The organism is Moheibacter sp., from assembly GCF_049672845.1.
GTDB lineage: Bacteria > Bacteroidota > Bacteroidia > Flavobacteriales > Weeksellaceae > Moheibacter.
Map to the genome: position 1 here is coordinate 166,519 of NZ_JBATWT010000017.1, position 17,410 is coordinate 183,928.

Consider the following 17,410-nt stretch of genomic DNA (forward strand, 5'->3'; position numbering starts at 1 on the left):
GAGTATGAAATCTTTTCTGATTACAATTTCATTTTTTCTAATTTCTATTTCTTGTAAAAAGGAAAATAATCTTCAAGTTCAAATTTCTTCAGAGCAAGAAATTGAGCAGGCAATTTCAATGTCGGATTTAACTAAAAAACAAAAAAGAATTTCTGATGCAGCGCTTTCCATTGTTAATCCCCGCATAGTTTACGATCCGACTTATTTTAAAATTGATTATCCGAATGGGGATGTCCCGGCCGGAAAGGGCGTTTGCACGGATGTAGTCATCCGGACTTACAGAAAGTTGGGGATTGATTTGCAAAAAGAAGTCCATGAAGATATGAAAATCCATTTTTCAGATTATCCGAAAATTTGGGGGCTTTCCAAACCCGATACCAATATTGATCATCGTCGTGTTCCTAATCTGATGGTCTATTTCGCCAGATTTGGAGTTGAAAAGACCATAACTGAAAACCCTGAAGATTATCTGCCCGGCGATATCGTTTGCTGGCGTTTGGGAAATGGAATGACGCACATAGGGATAGTTGTCGATAGGAAATCAAAGGACAATAAGCGATATAAAATCGTTCACAACATCGGAGGAGGACAAGTTGTGGAAGATATTTTATTTGCGTTTGACATCATCGGTCATTATTCGTTTGAAAATTTTGACTGAGTTTGAGTTTATGAATTCTCAACGTTGAAAATTCTTAAGTAAACAAATACCACTTCACACCAAACTGGATTTTAAAATCGCGAAAGGGCGTATAAGGTACGCTGTAATAATTGTTTTCTCCCCAAAATGTGTTGAAATGGTCGGCTCTGAGATAAATTCTCATTCGGTCCACCTTGATGTTCAGGAAAAAATCAAGCATGGGATTTCCACCAATCTTTTGAATTCCATAATCGGGATGCGTTCTTTGGAGCATAAATTCATTGATGACCGGAAAGAATTCTCTGGATTCAAATTCGCTAAAATAATTGGCATTGAAACCAATCTGAACTTCGGCGCGGTCGTTGAACATTTTGCTTTGCCAATAAATCGAAGCACGGGCAATCACATCAGGCAACGGCAAAAAGCCTTCGTTTTGGGTTACTTTCTGATATTGAGCTGTCGTTCTCAGGTGAAATTTTCGATAACTAATTAAGTTATTGGCTTTTATTTGAAATAGCGAAATATTTCCGTCTAATTGACGGGGGCGAAAATCTGTTCCTACATAAACATAATTTTCAACATTGTAAAGACTTGCTTCCACGTCGGTCTTTAATTTTTCCAGATTTAATTTCCCAAACAATTTCTGGGTATTGATATTGTCAAAACTATAATTGTAATAATTAAAATCTTTATAAAAACTTTGGTTGTAGAACAAATTAAGTGACGGGAAAGCCGATTCTGCCAATATTCCACCTACGATATGATAACCTTCTATGGGCTGAATATCCAACTCTCCGCTGACATGGTACTGACTTTTAAAAATTTCCCCCGATTTAAATTCTGCATCGGCAATCAGTTTAACTCTCTCATTCCAGTCAAAATAGAGTTTCGCTACTCCACCCAGCAAATTATCTTTGATTTCACGCGGAACGTTGATTAAACCTGATGAAAGTGGATGTGAGGAATAAAGTTTTAGGTTTTCAATCCTAACACCAGCTTCGAGTAAAAGACGTTCACCCCATTTAAATTCAACAGTTGAAGTATTCTGAAGGGTTTCGAAATTTTTACGGTTCCGCCGTTCTAAACCTGAAAAAACCGGACTTTCATAATAATCTTCTACCGCGGTTTCTTCATAAAAATATTTTTGTTTTTCATAAGTGAAAATATTTTTGATCAAAATAGGAGCTCCTAAATTTGTTGAATCTGATTTTGCTTTCCCAAACAATCCATAACTTGCCCCCAGATGAAACCTACGGGAATCATATTGGGTATCTGCCGATTCTAAATTCACGGCAATATTTTGGCGGTTGGTCGTACGCAAACTATCGTCCAACACAAATTCTTCCAAATGTTGAATTCCGCCGTTTTCTTCATTGTCCAGATTCTGCGAAGCAAAATGTGTCCATAATTTAAATCTTTCATTTTTGGATTTATAACTGATGGTTGCTATGAAAGCGTTGTTGGCCGCCAGGTTATTTTGATATCTTCCCATTGAGCGAAGGCCGCGGTAACGGACTGAATAATTCAGTTGTGGCGTTAAATTGTGAGTAAATGTTGTCGAAAGATACTGTCCTTCTCTTAATCCATTTTCAAAAAGAAATTCAGTTGTTGGTGTTTTTACATCATAATACCGGACATCTTCAGGAAAAAGGTAATTAAAGGATTTTCCGGTTGGTAAAAGATGAATTCTGTTTCGGCTTTCTTCATATTCCAATGGATTGAAAGTTTGACCGAAATTGGGAAAATACATCTTAGCAAAAACGTCTTTATGTGTGAAATTCTGGCGATAAAAACTCTCTACAGTAAGTGCTGTATCAACTACTGTGGGTGAAATATCACCCTGGCGCCAGTATTTATAATCTGAGATTACCGGGGTATGCACTTTAAGGCTGTCATTTGCTACTTCTCGTTTACCAAATTCCTGTAAGGAATCCTGAATTGCTTCAGGATTATTTGGGTCAATCTGGGCCTGTGTTTTCTGAAGAAAGAAGAACAGAAGCAAAACGCCTAGCAGGTATCTCATGAAAGTAAAATCAACCCGACAAAGTTAATCGAAATTTTTTCTAATAAAAAAAACCCACTCAATTGAGTGGGTTTAAATTATAATCTAATGTTATTTATTCATAACCTGGCGTCTGAGTCATATTCGGGTTACGAATGAAGACTGATTGAGTTAGAGGCCATTGCCATTCTCTTGCGTCAGGCGCTAATGTTTGAGTAATAGAAGGATTTCCTGTTCCATCTGCAAAATGCCCGTTTCCAGAACGAACAATTCCTTGCGCATAGTGAGAAGGAATACCAGGTACTCCCATTAATCTTTTCAACGTGAAGAATCTGTCACCTTCAAAAGCCAATTCTTTTCTTCTTTCGTTGATGATAGCTTCAAATAAAGCGTCTCCTGATTCACCACCTGCATAAGATGTATAACGTGCATCTCTCAAAATGTTCAATGTAGTCAAAGCATTTCCCTGCTGACCTGCCAAATACTGAGCTTCAGCAAGGTTAAGGATAACTTCTTCCACTCTCAGGTATCTACCGTAGTGAAGATTGATTGCCCCTAAAGCACTTTGAACATATTTTCTTACTACGTACATAGGATTGGAATTCTGAGGAGTGACAAGCTGAATAGAAGCATCTCTCCTAGCTGATTCAGTAGCAAGGAATGTGTCGTAGAATGCTTTGTCAACATTGTATTCAGAAACGGTATTACCACCAGTTCCCTGGCTATAGTTTATTCCGATCGCAGGATCTGAACTATCAACCAAAGTCTGGAACAATACACCATTGCTGTTTTGTGAACGCCACAATCCCAAAAGATCTGCACTTGGACAAGGGTTGACTGTACCAACAACTGTTGAAGCATAGGTCATAACTTTGTCATAGCGACCCATATACAAATAAACTCTTGACATAATTCCTGCTAAAGAGGATTTGTTCAATCTGAAAAGATTTGGAGATGTATTCGGAAGATCAACGTAAGCATCTTCTAAATCCTGAGCGATTTTGTTATAAACATCAGCAACAGTAGCTAGTCTTCCAGGAGTTGCATGTGGGTCGAATGTTTCAGGATAAGCAATACCTACAAAAGAGTTTGCATCTGCAGACTGTGTAGGGATTTTGATATAAGCTCTTGCAATTTCAAAATGTGCAATAGCTCTCAATGCTCTTGCCTCAGCCAACAACTGGTACTTTTTAGTTTTGTCTGCTTCAGAAATCAAATTATCATCCAATTTATAAGCATTGTCCAAAATAGCATTTGCTCTTGACACCATATGATAACCTGTACCATAAATACTTGAAGGCGCTCCTGTCCCTGCATTGTAGGTCCAGTTATGACCAGAAGTCATAGTACCTCTCCCCCCTGGGTTTTGTATAACGTTGTCTGATAATACATCACCAATTTTTATTACACCAGCTTCTGACGAATACAATCCGGCTCCAAAAAAAGCGTTATAAGTTCCATTTACGGCAGCTTCTAATTCCGGCAAAGAAGAATAATATACTTCATAAACCGCATCTCCCGGAGATGATAGTTGGATATCTTCATCTTCACAACTCATAAAGAAAGCTGCTGAAGATAGTACGATATATTTAAAATATTTTTTCATCATTTTTTCAATTAAAACGTTAGATTAATTCCAAATGTATAAGCTCTGGACAATGGATAAGTATATAAACTGAATGCACCAGAAACATACCCTTCAGAAGTTACGTTACTTGATTCACTTGCCCCTGTACCTACAATTGGATTACCATGGAATTTAGTCCACAATGCAAGATTTTGAATCTGACCGTAAATTCTCATACCTTTAATTGGAAGATTTCTGAACATATCATTGTCAAATGTATATCCAAGTTCCAATGTTCTGAATAAGATATAATCACCTTTTTCCAAAAACTGGTCAGTATATTCAAATCCGTTTACACTTGGCTTTTGGAAAACACCAGTGTCTCCAGGATTTTGCCAGTAATTTTCTGCTCCTTGGAAATAGTTGTAACCGTCGTTACTTGGCTCCAAGTTCATTCCAAAGAAGTAAGTGTTATTGTAGATATAGTTACCTCCCTGATAGTTGAAATCAGCTCTCAGGTTAAATCCTTTGTACTCTGCAGCAAGACCAAATCCACCATAATAGTTAGGGAATGGAGATTTTCCGTCCAAAGTTACAGCGTCAGTTGGATGGTACTCTTCAGTAATGTTTCCGTCAATATCAAAGTATTGAGCGTTACCATTGTCAGGATTTACACCTGCATATCTTACCATGAAGAAAGTAAACGGATCATGTCCGACTTCATGCACCATTGCTTCGAACGTATTGGCTGGAAAGATTTGAGTCAATCCGTCGTTAAGTTCTTTTACTTCATAGTTAATGTTTGTGAAGTTACCGTATACGCTAAGGTTTAAACCATCATTGCTTCTCAAGATATCATAGTTCAACTCAACTTCATATCCTCTTGTTTCCAATTCACCTGCGTTGACACTTACTGTGTATCCTCCAGCTTCTGAAGCTAATGACTGGTCAAATAAGAAATCTTTACGGTTGTCTTTGAAATAAGCGAAGTTACCGGTTAACCTTCTGTTGAACATACCAAAGTCAAAACCTAAGTTAAGTTTTGAGTTGGTTTCCCAAGTAACCTCATTATTTGCAATCCCACTAGGATAAGCAATTGGGTTTCCTGAACCTGTATGCGTGGTTTGCGCAATCGAAGTCAAGTTTGAATATACATCCAAAGCACTGTCATCACCTACTTCACCATAAGAAGCTCTGATGATCAAGTTGTTTAACCATCTTTGAGATTCAAAGAAAGATTCTTTAGCAACATCCCATCCTAATGACGCACCCCAGAAAGTTCCGTACTGATTATCGAAACCTGCCAATGAAGTTCCGTCTCTACGAATATAACCATCTACGAAATATTTGTTTCCAAAGTTATAGTTAACAGTTCCCAGATAACCGAAACGAGTGATCATCCATCTGTTAGTATAAGTATTACCTGGAACTACTGTACCTAGAATTTGTACATTCTGAATATTGTTTGGATATCCACGAGAATCAATTGCATTATAATAATTGCTTTCGTTAATATACTCACTCGCTGCAGTTACACTCAAGTTATGTCTTCCCCAGTTGTTTGCATAAGTAACCTCATTTCTCCAGTTGTAGTCTAAACGGTCTGCACTGCTATCAGTTTTATATCCGTTATAACCCAATTGTACAGAAAGGTAAGATCTAGGTTGACCAAAGCTTTCAATCTGAAGACGGTCATACGTAGCACCAAAAGTAGTTCTTGCAGTAACGTTTTTGAAAACCTCCAATGCTAAATACCCTGATCCGAACAAACGGAAGTTACGCTGACTTCTGTAAGTATATTTCATTTCGTCCAAAGCGTTGTAAGAGTTAGCGCTTACTGCCTGGTTAAATACAGGGTCTCCATATTGATCCAATACTACATTTCCATCAGCATCCATTTGGTAAACTGTAGAATAAGGAGTATTTCTCAAAATGTTGAAGAAAGCATTCTGACCATTAAAACGGTCTCTTGGGTTATCTCTTTCCGTATAACTTCCAGAAGCGTTCAATCCATAGCTGAATCTGTCATTTACCTGAACTATATTATTAAATGAAGAAGTAATTCTTTCAAATCCTTTGTAATAAATAATGTTACCAGTGTTTTTGTCATATCCAACAGAGAAATTTGTACTCGCTTTATCACTTGCATTTGCAATATTCAAATAGTGAGACATCATAAAACCTCCTTTGGTATAAACATCTTCCCAATCAGTATTGATTCTACTTAATTCCTCAATTTCTTCAGGGGTTCTTGCGATACCAACTCCCAAATCACCCGCTACATTAAATAACTCATTTTGGAATTCCAACAATTGTCTGGAACCCATCACTTTTATATTATTCAATGGCATCAACTCAGAGTAACCCATGCTCGTTTTGTAGTTAACAATAGACTGACCTCTTTTGGCTTGTTTTGTCTTAATTACCACAACACCATTAGCTCCTCGCGAACCATATACAGCTAACTGAGACGCTTCTTTAAGAACGCTAATAGACTCAATGTCGTTAGGGTTAATTGAGTTCACGTCATCTTCATTCACATAAGCTCCATTGACAATATACAATGGACTTTTTACACCTCCATTCAAGCCAATAGCCCCACGTATCACTACGTTTGCCACACTACCTGGTGATCCACCCTGTTGTCCAACAGAGTTCAGACCTGAAATCTTACCTGCCAACATTTGGTCAACTGATAAAGATGGAGTTTGTGTGTCTAAAACCGTTGAGTCAATTCTCGTAATACCGGCATTAGATACAGAAGCCGGATCAAAGATAGATCGTGTAATCGTTACAACCTCTAACTCTACTCCCGCCAATCGCAAAACACCCATATTGGTTTTCACAATTTTGAAATCCATGGATACTCCTGACAATGGATCAGTAATCACCAATACGTCATTGATCTGCGCATCAACAGAAAACGTTCCGTTTTCATCTGTGATCGCTGAAGCATCTCCTCCTCTCACAATTACATCAGCATCAGCGATAGGAAACCCATCGGTATCCTGTACTGTACCCGTAACCTGAGCAAAAACTACCTGCCCTACAAAGAGCAGGAAAAGTGCACTTAAAAATGCAAATTTTGTCCTCATACTTAATTTTTTATAACATTATCGTGGCAAAATTGTAACATTTTATTAAGAAATCCAAATTTATTTAAACTTTAACATGAGAATAATTCCCTTGAAATGATTTACTGTAACGATATTTAACAAAGAAGTCGCTCCAAATTTGGAGCGACTTCTTTAGTTATCAAATTGTTTATAAATCTTATTTTAATTTCTTCTTAACCTCCACTGTTTCATAAGCTTCAATTATATCCCCGACCTGAATATCGTTGTAATTTTTGATGTTCAAACCACATTCATATCCTTTTGTCACTTCTTTCACATCGTCTTTGAAACGTTTCAGACTCGCCAACTCGCCGTCGTGAATTACAACTCCGTCCCGAATCAGCCTGATGTTTGAGTTTCTTGTAACTTTCCCATCCAGCACCATACAACCTGCAATTGTTCCCACTTTGGAAACTTTGAAAGTTTCTCGAATCTCAATGTTACCTGTAACCTGTTCTTTCAATTCAGGAGATAACATTCCTTCCATTGCTTCTTTTACATCATTAATGGCATCATATATAATGGAATAATTTCGGATTTCGATTTCTTCCCTGTCGGCAATCTCCTTTGCAGAAACACCCGGACGTACATTAAATCCAATTACAATTGCATCAGAGGCGCTTGCCAATAAGACATCAGATTCGGTAATCTGTCCAACACCTTTGTGAAGTATGTTGATGTGAATTTCTTCTGTAGATAATTTCTGAAGTGAATCGGTCAATGCTTCTACAGAACCATCCACGTCCCCTTTCAATATAATGTTCAATTCCTTGAAATCTCCCAATGCAATTCGGCGTCCGATTTCATCCAGTGTGATATGTTTTTGAGTTCTGATCGTTTGCTCTCTCTGCAACTGTTCACGCTTGGTCGCTACTTGTTTCGCATCTCTCTCATCTTCAAACACCCTGAATTTATCACCTGCGGTCGGCGCTCCGTCCAATCCAAGGATTGTTACCGGTGTAGATGGGCCTGCTTCTTTTACCGGCTTACCTCTTTCATCAAGCATGGCGCGAACTTTACCGTGATTACTTCCTGCTACAAGGTAATCACCTACGCGAAGTGTTCCGTTCTGAACCAAAATAGTCGAAACATATCCTCTTCCTTTGTCCAAAGAAGCTTCTACAACTGTTCCGGTAGCAAGTCGTTTCGGATTGGCTTTTAAATCCAGAATTTCCGCTTCAAGTAAAACTTTTTCCAGTAACTCTTCTACGTTTAATCCCTGTTTCGCTGAAATATCCTGTGACTGAATAGATCCTCCCCAGTCTTCTACCAATAAATTCATATTGGCCAATTGCTCTTTTACCTTATCGGGATTTGCCGTTGGTTTATCAATTTTATTGATGGCAAATATAATCGGAACTTCTGCTGCCTGCGCATGGCTAATTGCCTCGCGTGTTTGTGGCATCACTTGGTCATCTGCTGCAATCACAATTATGGCGATATCGGTCACCTGAGCACCACGTGCACGCATCGCAGTAAAGGCTTCGTGACCTGGTGTATCTAAGAAAGCGATTTTTTGTCCGTTTTCAAGTTTTACATTGTAAGCACCTATGTGCTGTGTAATTCCTCCGGACTCACCTGCGATTACATTTGCTTTACGTATGTAGTCAAGCAAAGAAGTTTTACCGTGGTCAACGTGACCCATAACTGTTACAATCGGTGCGCGGGGTATCAAATCTTCTGGTGCGTCTTCAGTTTCATCCTCTACTTCAAGGTCTTCTTCAACATTGCTGAATTCGATATCATACCCAAAGTCATCTGCTACTAATTGAATCGTATCTGCTTCCAGTCTTTGATTCATTGTCACCATAATTCCAAGTGACATACAAGCAGAAATTACTTCTGTTACCGCAACGTCCATAAGACTTGCCAGTTCATTTACCGTTACAAATTCGGTAACATGAAGTGTTTTGTCTTTTTCCATGGCTTCCATTTCCATGGCTTCCATTTCGCGGCGTTCTTTTCTTTTGTCTCTTCTATGTTTTGACGCTTTGGACTTTACTCCTTTATTTGTAAGTTTTTCAAGCGTTTCTTTGATTTGTTTTGAAACTTCTTCGTCAGTGAGTTCGGCCTGGGGTCTTCTTGGCTGACGATTTTGAGAACCTTGTTTGTGTGGACGGTTGTTATTATTATTGTTGCCGGAATTATCTGAAGGTTTTACATCATCCAACTTCACATCTTTACGGATTCTCTTTCTCTTCTTTTTATTTTCCTTCTCCTGTTTTTGCTTCTCCTTTCTGTCCTCGGCTAGTTTTTTGTCTTTTTCAAATTCCGACAAATCGAGCTTCTTACCGGTGAAGTTGGGCCCTTCCAATTTCTGGTATTTAGTTTCGATTTTTTTAGGCTCCTCGGATTCGGCTTCAGGTTTTTCAACCACAGGTTCCGTTGCAGGTGCTGCGGGTTTAACCGGCTCTTCCACTTTTTCAATTACTTTCTCTACCACGGGCTCTGGTTTCACCTCTTCTTTGACTTCAGGTTTTGGCTCTTCTTTTACGGGTTGCTTCTCTTCCTGAACCACAGGTTTTTCAGGCTCTGCAGGCTTAGGTTTAGGAGCATTTAGTTTATCCAAATCAATTTTCCCAATTGTTTTCGGTCCTTCCAGTTCAACTTTGGCAGTTATGATTTTCTCTGCCGGCACTTCAACTTTTGGCTCGGGCTCTTCAATTTTCGGATCAGGTTTACGCTCAGGTATTTTATTAATAACTACCTCTTCAGATGCTGCTTTTTGTTCGGCATCTGACTGGAACTCCTGAATAAGGATCGAATAGGTGTTCTGGTCGATTTTCGTATTGGGTGTACGTTCAACCTGAATGCCTTTTTCGCTCAAAAAATCAACCGCCCGGTCAATTGAGATGTTAAGTTCTTTTAATACTTTATTTAATCTTATCGTTTCCGACATATATTAATTTGGATTTTTCAGTTTGCAAATGTACTAATTCTAAATTTAGTACGTTTTATTTTGTTATTTAGCCTTAATCTTCCAGTTCTTCACGCAAAATACGGATGACTTCATGGATGGTTTCTTCCTCCAAATCAGTTCTGGAAATCAAATCATTTACATCTTGTTCCAAAATGCTTCTTGCCGTATCCAAACCTATGCTTTGGAAAGCTTCGATTACCCAAGAGTCGATTTCATCTGCAAATTCAGCCAACTCAACATCTTCATCCTGGGGAATGTCTCTGAACACATCAATTTCCATTCCCAAAAGTTTTCCGGCCAAACGTACATTGTGTCCGTTTTTACCAATTGCCTTTGAAACTTCTTCAGGTTTTACATAAACCGTAACTTTCCCTTCCGCTTCATCAATGTCCATTCTAGAGATGCGTGCAGGGCTCAAGGCTCTGGCTACAAATAGTTGTAAATTGTTGGTATAATTAATTACGTCTATGTTTTCATTTTTCAGTTCACGAACGATGGTGTGAATTCTGGAACCTTTCATCCCAACACATGCTCCTACTGGATCGATTCGGTCATCATAGGATTCAACCGCAACTTTTGCTTTTTCTCCCGGAATACGAACCACTCCTTTTATAGTAATGATCCCATCAAAGATTTCAGGGATTTCGGTTTCGAATAATTTCTCCAAAAATTTAGGCGAAGTTCTCGACAAAATAATCTGAGGCTTGATTCCTTTCAATTTTACTTCGTCCACAACGGCACGCACAGATTCTCCTTTTCTGAAGAAATCGGAAGGAATCTGGTTCTCTCTGGGCAAAATCATTTCGTTTTGATCGTCATCCATCACGATGATGTGTTTCTGACGAATGTGGTGAACTTCTCCCGAAACGATTTCTCCTTCCATATCTTTGAATCGTTCGTAAAGGTTGGCATTGTCATGCTCCATTACTTTTGCCACGAGATTTTGACGAAGCGCCAAAATGGCTCTTCTCCCCAAATCTTTCAATGCAACCGATTCAGACACTTCTTCACCTACCTCAAAGTCCGGCTCAATTTTTCTTGCAGCCGACAATTCGATTTCAGCACTGTCATCTTCCACCATTCCATCTTCCACCACAATCCGATTGTGCCAGATTTCCAGGTCTCCCTTGTCGGGGTTAACGATGATGTCAAAATTATCATCTGAGCCATATTTTTTTCTCAACACACTTTGCAGTGATTCTTCCAAAATCGCCATTAGCGTGATTCGGTCTATATTCTTTTCATCTTTGAAATCACCAAATGATTCGATCAATGCAATATTGTCCATTTTGCTATTTTTTTAAAAAGTGATTTTTACTATTGCTTTTTTAATGTCTGTATATGCTATACTTTCCTGCTTATCCACCGTATGTTTTCCTTTTCCGACCGGTTTATTTTCACGTACCGACCATTTCAGGACGATGGATTCTTCATCGGCCGAAACCAATTCTCCTTCTGTTTCCTTACTTCCATCGGTCTTTGTAACTTTTAAAGTCCTGCCGATGTTCTTTTTAAACTGACGTGGAAGCACCAGTGGATTTCCTACACCTGCCGATGAAACATTTAATGAGAAGTCATTTTCTTCCCGGTCTAAATTATGTTCTACGTGCCGGCTGATGCGTACTATTTCGTCAATGGAAAGACCTTCATCCCCGTCCACCAATATTTCAATGGAATTATCGGGCGATATTTTCCAATCTACCAAAAAAAGGGAAGGGTTTTCCGCAACCGCTTCGTCAATCAATTGTTTTACTAAATCTTGATTCATCTGAATAAAAAAGAGAGCTAACGGCTCTCTTTCATTGGTTTTTCTCCTTAAATTCGGTGCAAATATATGACAAATATTTGAATTGATGAATTTTACTTCAAAATATCTCACAGAAATCGGATGGCTGGAAATCAAAGGAAATGAATCCGAGATTCATTCCGTATTGTTTTATGATGAAGAGCCTTTTACAACTGAATTTCAGCCGGAAGTTGCCATAAAATTAATTGCTCAACTTGATGATTATTTCAAAAAAGGTGAATGGAATTTTGATGTAAAATTAAATCCCAAAGGAACTGAATTTCAAAAAATTGTTTGGAATGAACTTCAAAAAATTCCGTATGGAAAAACGATTTCGTACTTGGATTTAGCTCGAAACTTAGGCGACGAAAAAGTCATTCGAGCGGCGGCTTCGGCCAATGGCAAAAACCCAATTTCCATCTTGATTCCCTGTCACCGTGTGATTGGAAAAGACGGCAGTTTAACCGGTTATGCAGGTGGAATTCGAAGGAAAAAATTTCTTCTGGAATTGGAAAAGGGAATCCACTCGCCTACACTTTTTTAAGCCAACCCGCAATACTCATTCGTTTACGATGTGCCAATTTCACTTCATGTCTGATTTGATCCGAGGCAAAAAAACAAACAGTTCCGCCTTCCGGAATGATTTCGATTTTCATTTCGTCCAAATACGCCACAAACAAACCACCATCCTCTTCCTTCCAATCTTCATTCAGATAAAGGACAAAAGAATATTTTCTACCTGAATCACTTTTGAATTGGTCGATGTGCGGCTGATAAAAACTACCCACGTCATATATGGCATAATGGAATTCGAAATCATTGATTCCCGTATAACAGGTGCGGTTAAGATAATCCACGAATGCTTTCAAAACTTCCAAAAAAAGTTTTTCAACCTCAACTTCGGAATCGTTTTCAATCCATTTGATCAGATCCCCGCGTACATCAGCATTTTTTTGATGGACAAATTTATTCCCGATTCCGGCCGCATGCATTTCACCTGCTTTATAATGTCGCCATAATTGCTCGCGTAATCCTTTAACCAAATTCTCTGAGAAAAAATGGGTTTGATGTCCAACTTCTTGCGTAAGCAAGCCTTCAATCAGTCCTTCAAACAGAAGATCCTGAGAAGCAGTAGAATGATTGTCTTTCAATGGGTTTCAATTCCCAAATGTCATTTTTTTTCAGAAAACATGCAAGAAAAAAATTGATCATTCGATAGAAATTTTCATGACCAGATATCTCTTGTCACAAAAACTGCGAGCATAGACAAACAAAGCAAAATCCCGTATCCGCTCGTAAGAAAACAACCCACTAAGGAACCAGTGGCCGCTTTGACAGCTCGTTTATGGTTATGACGATCGTAAATTAATTCGCCTATCAAGGCGCCCAAAAAAGGTGCAATGAGGATGCTTATAAATCCGAAAGGTGAAAATAAAAGACCGATGATAAAACCAATTATCAAACCCCAAATTCCGTATTTACTGCCGCCCATTTTTTTGGTGGTAGCAATCGGCACCGTATAATCGAGAATTATTCCGATGATAGTCAGAACTCCAAAAAGCCCGATTACCCACCAACTTAATTCGGAGAAATTAAAAATTCTGGCCAATAAAAGCGAGCCAAAAGCAAGGGGCGCACCCGGCAAAACCGGCAGGATAGAACCTGCCACCCCAAGCAGCATCGCACCGGCAAACAAAATTTTGATAATCAAGTCTTCCACAGGGTAAAATTACAATCTTTTCGCTTTATATTTTCGGTAAGAATTTTAGTTGGATTAACTTTGCACGAAAATCGCAAGAAAGTGTTTGAAACCTCCACCAAATTATACTCTAATAAATACATTGCTGATCTGGCCAAAATGGTTAGAAAACAGATAAAAGAATGGTTTGGAGATACGATGAACAAAGCGTTTCTTCCTTTTATTGAGGTTTTTACGTGGATTGCCGCGCTATTGTTGTTGGATTTTATACTTCAGAAAATTTTCGGAGGACTATTCGGCCTTATAGCCAAAAATCTGAAAATCAATTGGGTGCAGAAATTTTACCGTCACAAAGTTTTCAGAACGCTTATTCATTTTGTTACGATTAATATACTGGAAGACATCAATCCTTATGTTTTTCAGCGTTATCACGGGATCGATAAATTTATGGACAAATTCATCGATCTGCTTTATATCTTATTGATTTTAAGGCTGATTTATCGGGTAATTGATGCCATCATCGACATCAATGACGAAAGAGAAAACCATACGACAGTGGGTGTAAGGACTTTCGGACAGATGATTAAAATATTTGCTTCATTCTTTGGAATCATTTATTTCGTAGCAACTCTGATCGATACCGAAGCGACGCAGATTTTGACCGTTTTGGGAGCCTTGACTGCGGTGGTTTTATTGATTTTTAGGGATTCCATACTTGGATTTGTTTCGGGATTACAGATTTCGACTTCCAAAACCATTAAAGTAGGCGACTGGATTTCGGTTTCCAAATATCAGATCGAAGGTGTGGTAAAAGAAATTAATTTAGCAATCACCAAAATCGAGAATTTCAACAAAACCATTTCAACCGTACCGACCTATGACCTGATTGCTTCTGAAGTGACCAATCACACTACGATGGTGGAATCGGACACGCGAAGAATCAAAAGACCGATTGTCTTCAATGTGAATTCGTTTAAATTCTGTGATGAAGAATTATTGAGTCGTTTTCGTAAAATCGACCTGATCAGTTCGTATATAAAATTGAAAGAAGACGAAATCAAAGAAAGCAACCAATCGGTTACCCATAAAGATTATATCATCAACGGACGTCAGCTAACCAACATAGGCGTTTTCCGGATTTATGCCGAAAATTACCTGATGAGTCGCCCCGATATTTCTAAATCTGATAAATTGGTCGTCCGACAAAAAGAACAAACCTTGGAAGGAATGCCGCTGGAGATTTACTGTTTTACGACTTCGTCTGATTTTTTGACTTATGAGCGAATTCAGTCCGATATTTTTGACCATTTGATCAGTGCCAGCAAGGAATTTGATCTGGTCATTTCACAACCATTTGTAATTAAACACAATGACAAAGCTTAGCGTAAACATCAATAAAATCGCCACCCTGCGCAATGCCCGTGGCGGAAATACGCCCAATGTGGTGGAAGCTGCGATAAAAGCACAAGAATTTGGTGCTGAAGGCATCACGGTTCATCCACGACCTGATGAGCGACACATTCGGTACCAAGATGTTTACGATTTAAAACCGGTAGTTACCACAGAATTTAACATTGAAGGAAAGCCTGTGGACAGCTTTATGAAACTCGTTCTGGAAGTGAAACCGGAACAGGTTACGTTGGTTCCTGATGCTGAGGATGCGATTACATCCAATGCCGGTTGGGACACGGTTAAACATCAAGCTTATTTGACAGAAATCATTTCGGAATTCAAAAGGAGCGGCATCCGAACTTCGATATTTCTCGATCCGAATCCTGATTTGGTAGAAGCTGCGGCCAAAACCGGAGCAGACCGCATTGAACTTTACACCGAAAGTTTTGCGGTGGAATATGCCAAAGGAAATTTAAACGGCATAAAACCTTATCGTGAAACGGCCGATGCCGCTTTGAAAAATGATTTGGTGTTAAACGCCGGACACGATTTGAGTTTGGATAATCTGCAATATTTCATTGAACAAATCCCTGAAATCGCAGAAGTTTCCATTGGGCATGCTTTGATTTCAGAAGCGATTTACATGGGAATGGAAAATACGATTCAGGCGTATTTGAAACGAATTGAGTTGGGAAGAAAGAATTAGAAATACTCAATTTCCCTCATCCTTACATACAAAGGAACTCCATTTACAATTTTGGTTTGTTTTGTCCAGTTTTTTTGTGAGTCAAATTCATATTGAAAATTTACTTTGCTTTTTTTCCATTTGTCAAAAATTTTTCTCTCGTATTTGATTTCTGAAATATAGCCATCAATATATTCGTATAATGCTTTTTCTTCCGGCTCATCTTTTTCTTTCAATAATTTATTTTCATCATACCTATATAATTTACATAACGGTTGTGGCATTGAAATACTATTCGATTGTAAGCAGCTTTTTATCATTTGTCCCTTATCATTGTAAGAATAAATCATCGTTCCGGTTTGTTTGTATTCATTAGAATAATCTTCAACCCGACCAAATAATTTTTCTTGAACTAAATTTGAAAATTCATCATAAATATTAATTTTTTCCAAATAATCTATGTCTGAATTGTCTATTTTTGTGACCCAAGATTTTCCTTCTTTCACATATATATAATTTGGGTGTTTGTACTGTTTTGAAATTCTTCCTTGTTCATCGTATTCATATTTAGCTCCCATTTGTTCTCCATATTCATCAAAATTTCGGATTTGAATCAGGTTTTTATTTTCATCATAATAATAAATACTGTAAAAGTAATATTCCGGAGAATCCTTATAAACTCTAACCTTAGTCCGTAATAATCCATCAAAAATATATTTATAATTATTTATTGTAGAATATTCCTTTCCTCTGTATGATTCCAAGCTTTGAATCAAATTTCCCATTTTATCATATTCATATTTAAAACCATACATAATCGAATCTCTCATGTCGAACCATTCCTCACTTATCAATTGTCCTTCTTCGTTAAAATTTCTTATATAATTCGCGTAACCAGGCGAAGCAGTGTTATACCAAACTATCCTCATTTGAGAAAGTTCCAATTCTGGCTTAGAAAATCCAAAATGACCGTACTCTTCTCCTAATTCCAATAACTCCTTCTTTTGAATGGAATCCATAAAGATTATTCTTTCTCGTACCGATTTAACATTCCCTAAAATACTGTCATTTTGTGCAGAAAGAAACGCACTAAAGAAAAAGAGAGCTATCAATAAAGTTTTCATTTCCAAATCTCAAAGTTTAAAACAAAAAACAGCACTCCGATGAGTGCTGTTTAAGATTATATAATATTTATGATTTACCATTTTTTTCTAATTCTATCATCTTTTTTTTCAAATACTTAATGGAAAGATCTATAAGTATATTTATTTTCAATAAGAAATAAATAATAATAATTGCAATTAATAAAGTAAGAATCATAAAAAAAAATTCATAATAGGGTTCCATAATGATTAATTTATAAGATAAATATAATATTATTAGTCAATATTCCACCAATAAACTTGCGAGATAATTCCTTGCTTATTAATTACAAACTGTATTTTGTATTCTGTTTCAACAAAAAAACCGTGACCGTCCTGTAAGTCCCCCGTTTTTCCGACAATTCAAAACTAAACAAATTACGCACTTCTTTTTAATTTAAATTCGATAGGTGAACAATCAGCTAAACTTGAATGTGGGTGATTATGATTGTAATCCTCCATCC

Annotated in this window: 13 protein-coding genes; 4 read left to right on the forward strand and 9 right to left on the reverse strand. The window is 37.8% G+C overall.

Annotation, left to right across the window (positions count from 1 at the left end):
* Positions 1 to 4 precede the first annotated feature (4 nt).
* On the forward strand, positions 5 to 658 hold the full coding sequence (locus WBF63_RS07460; RefSeq protein WP_424369087.1) for a DUF1287 domain-containing protein: 654 nt from the start codon (positions 5 to 7) through the stop codon (positions 656 to 658).
* Positions 659 to 692: 34 nt separating this feature from the next.
* Here the strand turns inward: WBF63_RS07460 and WBF63_RS07465 are convergent, their stop codons facing one another.
* From WBF63_RS07465 to rimP, 6 genes are all read right to left on the reverse strand, one after another.
* Positions 693 to 2,660, reverse strand: coding sequence for a putative porin (locus WBF63_RS07465; protein WP_424369088.1), 1,968 nt, complete (start codon positions 2,658 to 2,660; stop codon positions 693 to 695).
* A 94-nt stretch (positions 2,661 to 2,754) separates the two neighbouring features.
* Positions 2,755 to 4,248, reverse strand: a complete 1,494-nt coding sequence (locus WBF63_RS07470; protein WP_424369089.1) for a RagB/SusD family nutrient uptake outer membrane protein — start codon at positions 4,246 to 4,248, stop codon at positions 2,755 to 2,757.
* Between the two features lie 8 nt (positions 4,249 to 4,256).
* The gene (locus tag WBF63_RS07475) at positions 4,257 to 7,301 is read right to left on the reverse strand and encodes a SusC/RagA family TonB-linked outer membrane protein (protein WP_424369090.1); all 3,045 of its coding nucleotides are present in this window, start codon (positions 7,299 to 7,301) and stop codon (positions 4,257 to 4,259) included.
* Between the two features lie 178 nt (positions 7,302 to 7,479).
* Entirely contained in the window at positions 7,480 to 10,221 is a 2,742-nt protein-coding gene (infB, locus tag WBF63_RS07480) for a translation initiation factor IF-2 (RefSeq protein WP_424369091.1), read from the reverse strand.
* A gap of 73 nt (positions 10,222 to 10,294) precedes the next feature.
* Entirely contained in the window at positions 10,295 to 11,530 is a 1,236-nt protein-coding gene (gene nusA, locus WBF63_RS07485) for a transcription termination factor NusA (RefSeq protein ID WP_424369092.1), read from the reverse strand.
* Between the two features lie 12 nt (positions 11,531 to 11,542).
* Positions 11,543 to 12,010: a ribosome assembly cofactor RimP gene (rimP, locus tag WBF63_RS07490; protein WP_424369093.1), complete on the reverse strand. Its 468-nt coding sequence runs from the start codon at positions 12,008 to 12,010 to the stop codon at positions 11,543 to 11,545.
* Positions 12,011 to 12,095: 85 nt separating this feature from the next.
* Here rimP and WBF63_RS07495 point away from each other — a divergent pair, with 85 nt between their 5' ends.
* Positions 12,096 to 12,572 carry a methylated-DNA--[protein]-cysteine S-methyltransferase gene (locus tag WBF63_RS07495; RefSeq protein ID WP_424369094.1) on the forward strand — a complete coding sequence of 159 codons (477 nt, stop codon included), beginning with the start codon at positions 12,096 to 12,098 and terminating at the stop codon, positions 12,570 to 12,572.
* On the opposite strand, the gene WBF63_RS07500 is transcribed toward WBF63_RS07495, so the two are convergent.
* A complete protein-coding gene (locus WBF63_RS07500) occupies positions 12,559 to 13,179 on the reverse strand; it encodes a 2OG-Fe(II) oxygenase (protein WP_424369095.1) in 621 nt (206 codons plus the stop codon). The two genes, WBF63_RS07495 and WBF63_RS07500, sit on opposite strands and share 14 nt — an antisense overlap.
* 74 nt (positions 13,180 to 13,253) lie before the next feature.
* Complete coding sequence (locus tag WBF63_RS07505; protein ID WP_424369096.1) at positions 13,254 to 13,748, reverse strand: DUF456 domain-containing protein; 495 nt, start codon at positions 13,746 to 13,748, stop codon at positions 13,254 to 13,256.
* 81 nt (positions 13,749 to 13,829) lie between these two features.
* Between WBF63_RS07505 and WBF63_RS07510 the strand changes: the two genes are divergently transcribed.
* Positions 13,830 to 15,110: a mechanosensitive ion channel family protein gene (locus WBF63_RS07510; RefSeq protein ID WP_424369097.1), complete on the forward strand. Its 1,281-nt coding sequence runs from the start codon at positions 13,830 to 13,832 to the stop codon at positions 15,108 to 15,110.
* Positions 15,097 to 15,825 (forward strand): pyridoxine 5'-phosphate synthase, encoded by a 729-nt coding sequence (locus tag WBF63_RS07515; protein WP_424369098.1) that lies wholly within the window; start codon positions 15,097 to 15,099, stop codon positions 15,823 to 15,825. The genes WBF63_RS07510 and WBF63_RS07515 overlap by 14 nt, the downstream gene beginning before the upstream one ends.
* On the opposite strand, the gene WBF63_RS07520 is transcribed toward WBF63_RS07515, so the two are convergent.
* Positions 15,822 to 16,928 (reverse strand): hypothetical protein, encoded by a 1,107-nt coding sequence (locus tag WBF63_RS07520; RefSeq protein ID WP_424369099.1) that lies wholly within the window; start codon positions 16,926 to 16,928, stop codon positions 15,822 to 15,824. The two genes, WBF63_RS07515 and WBF63_RS07520, sit on opposite strands and share 4 nt — an antisense overlap.
* Positions 16,929 to 17,410 lie beyond the last annotated feature (482 nt).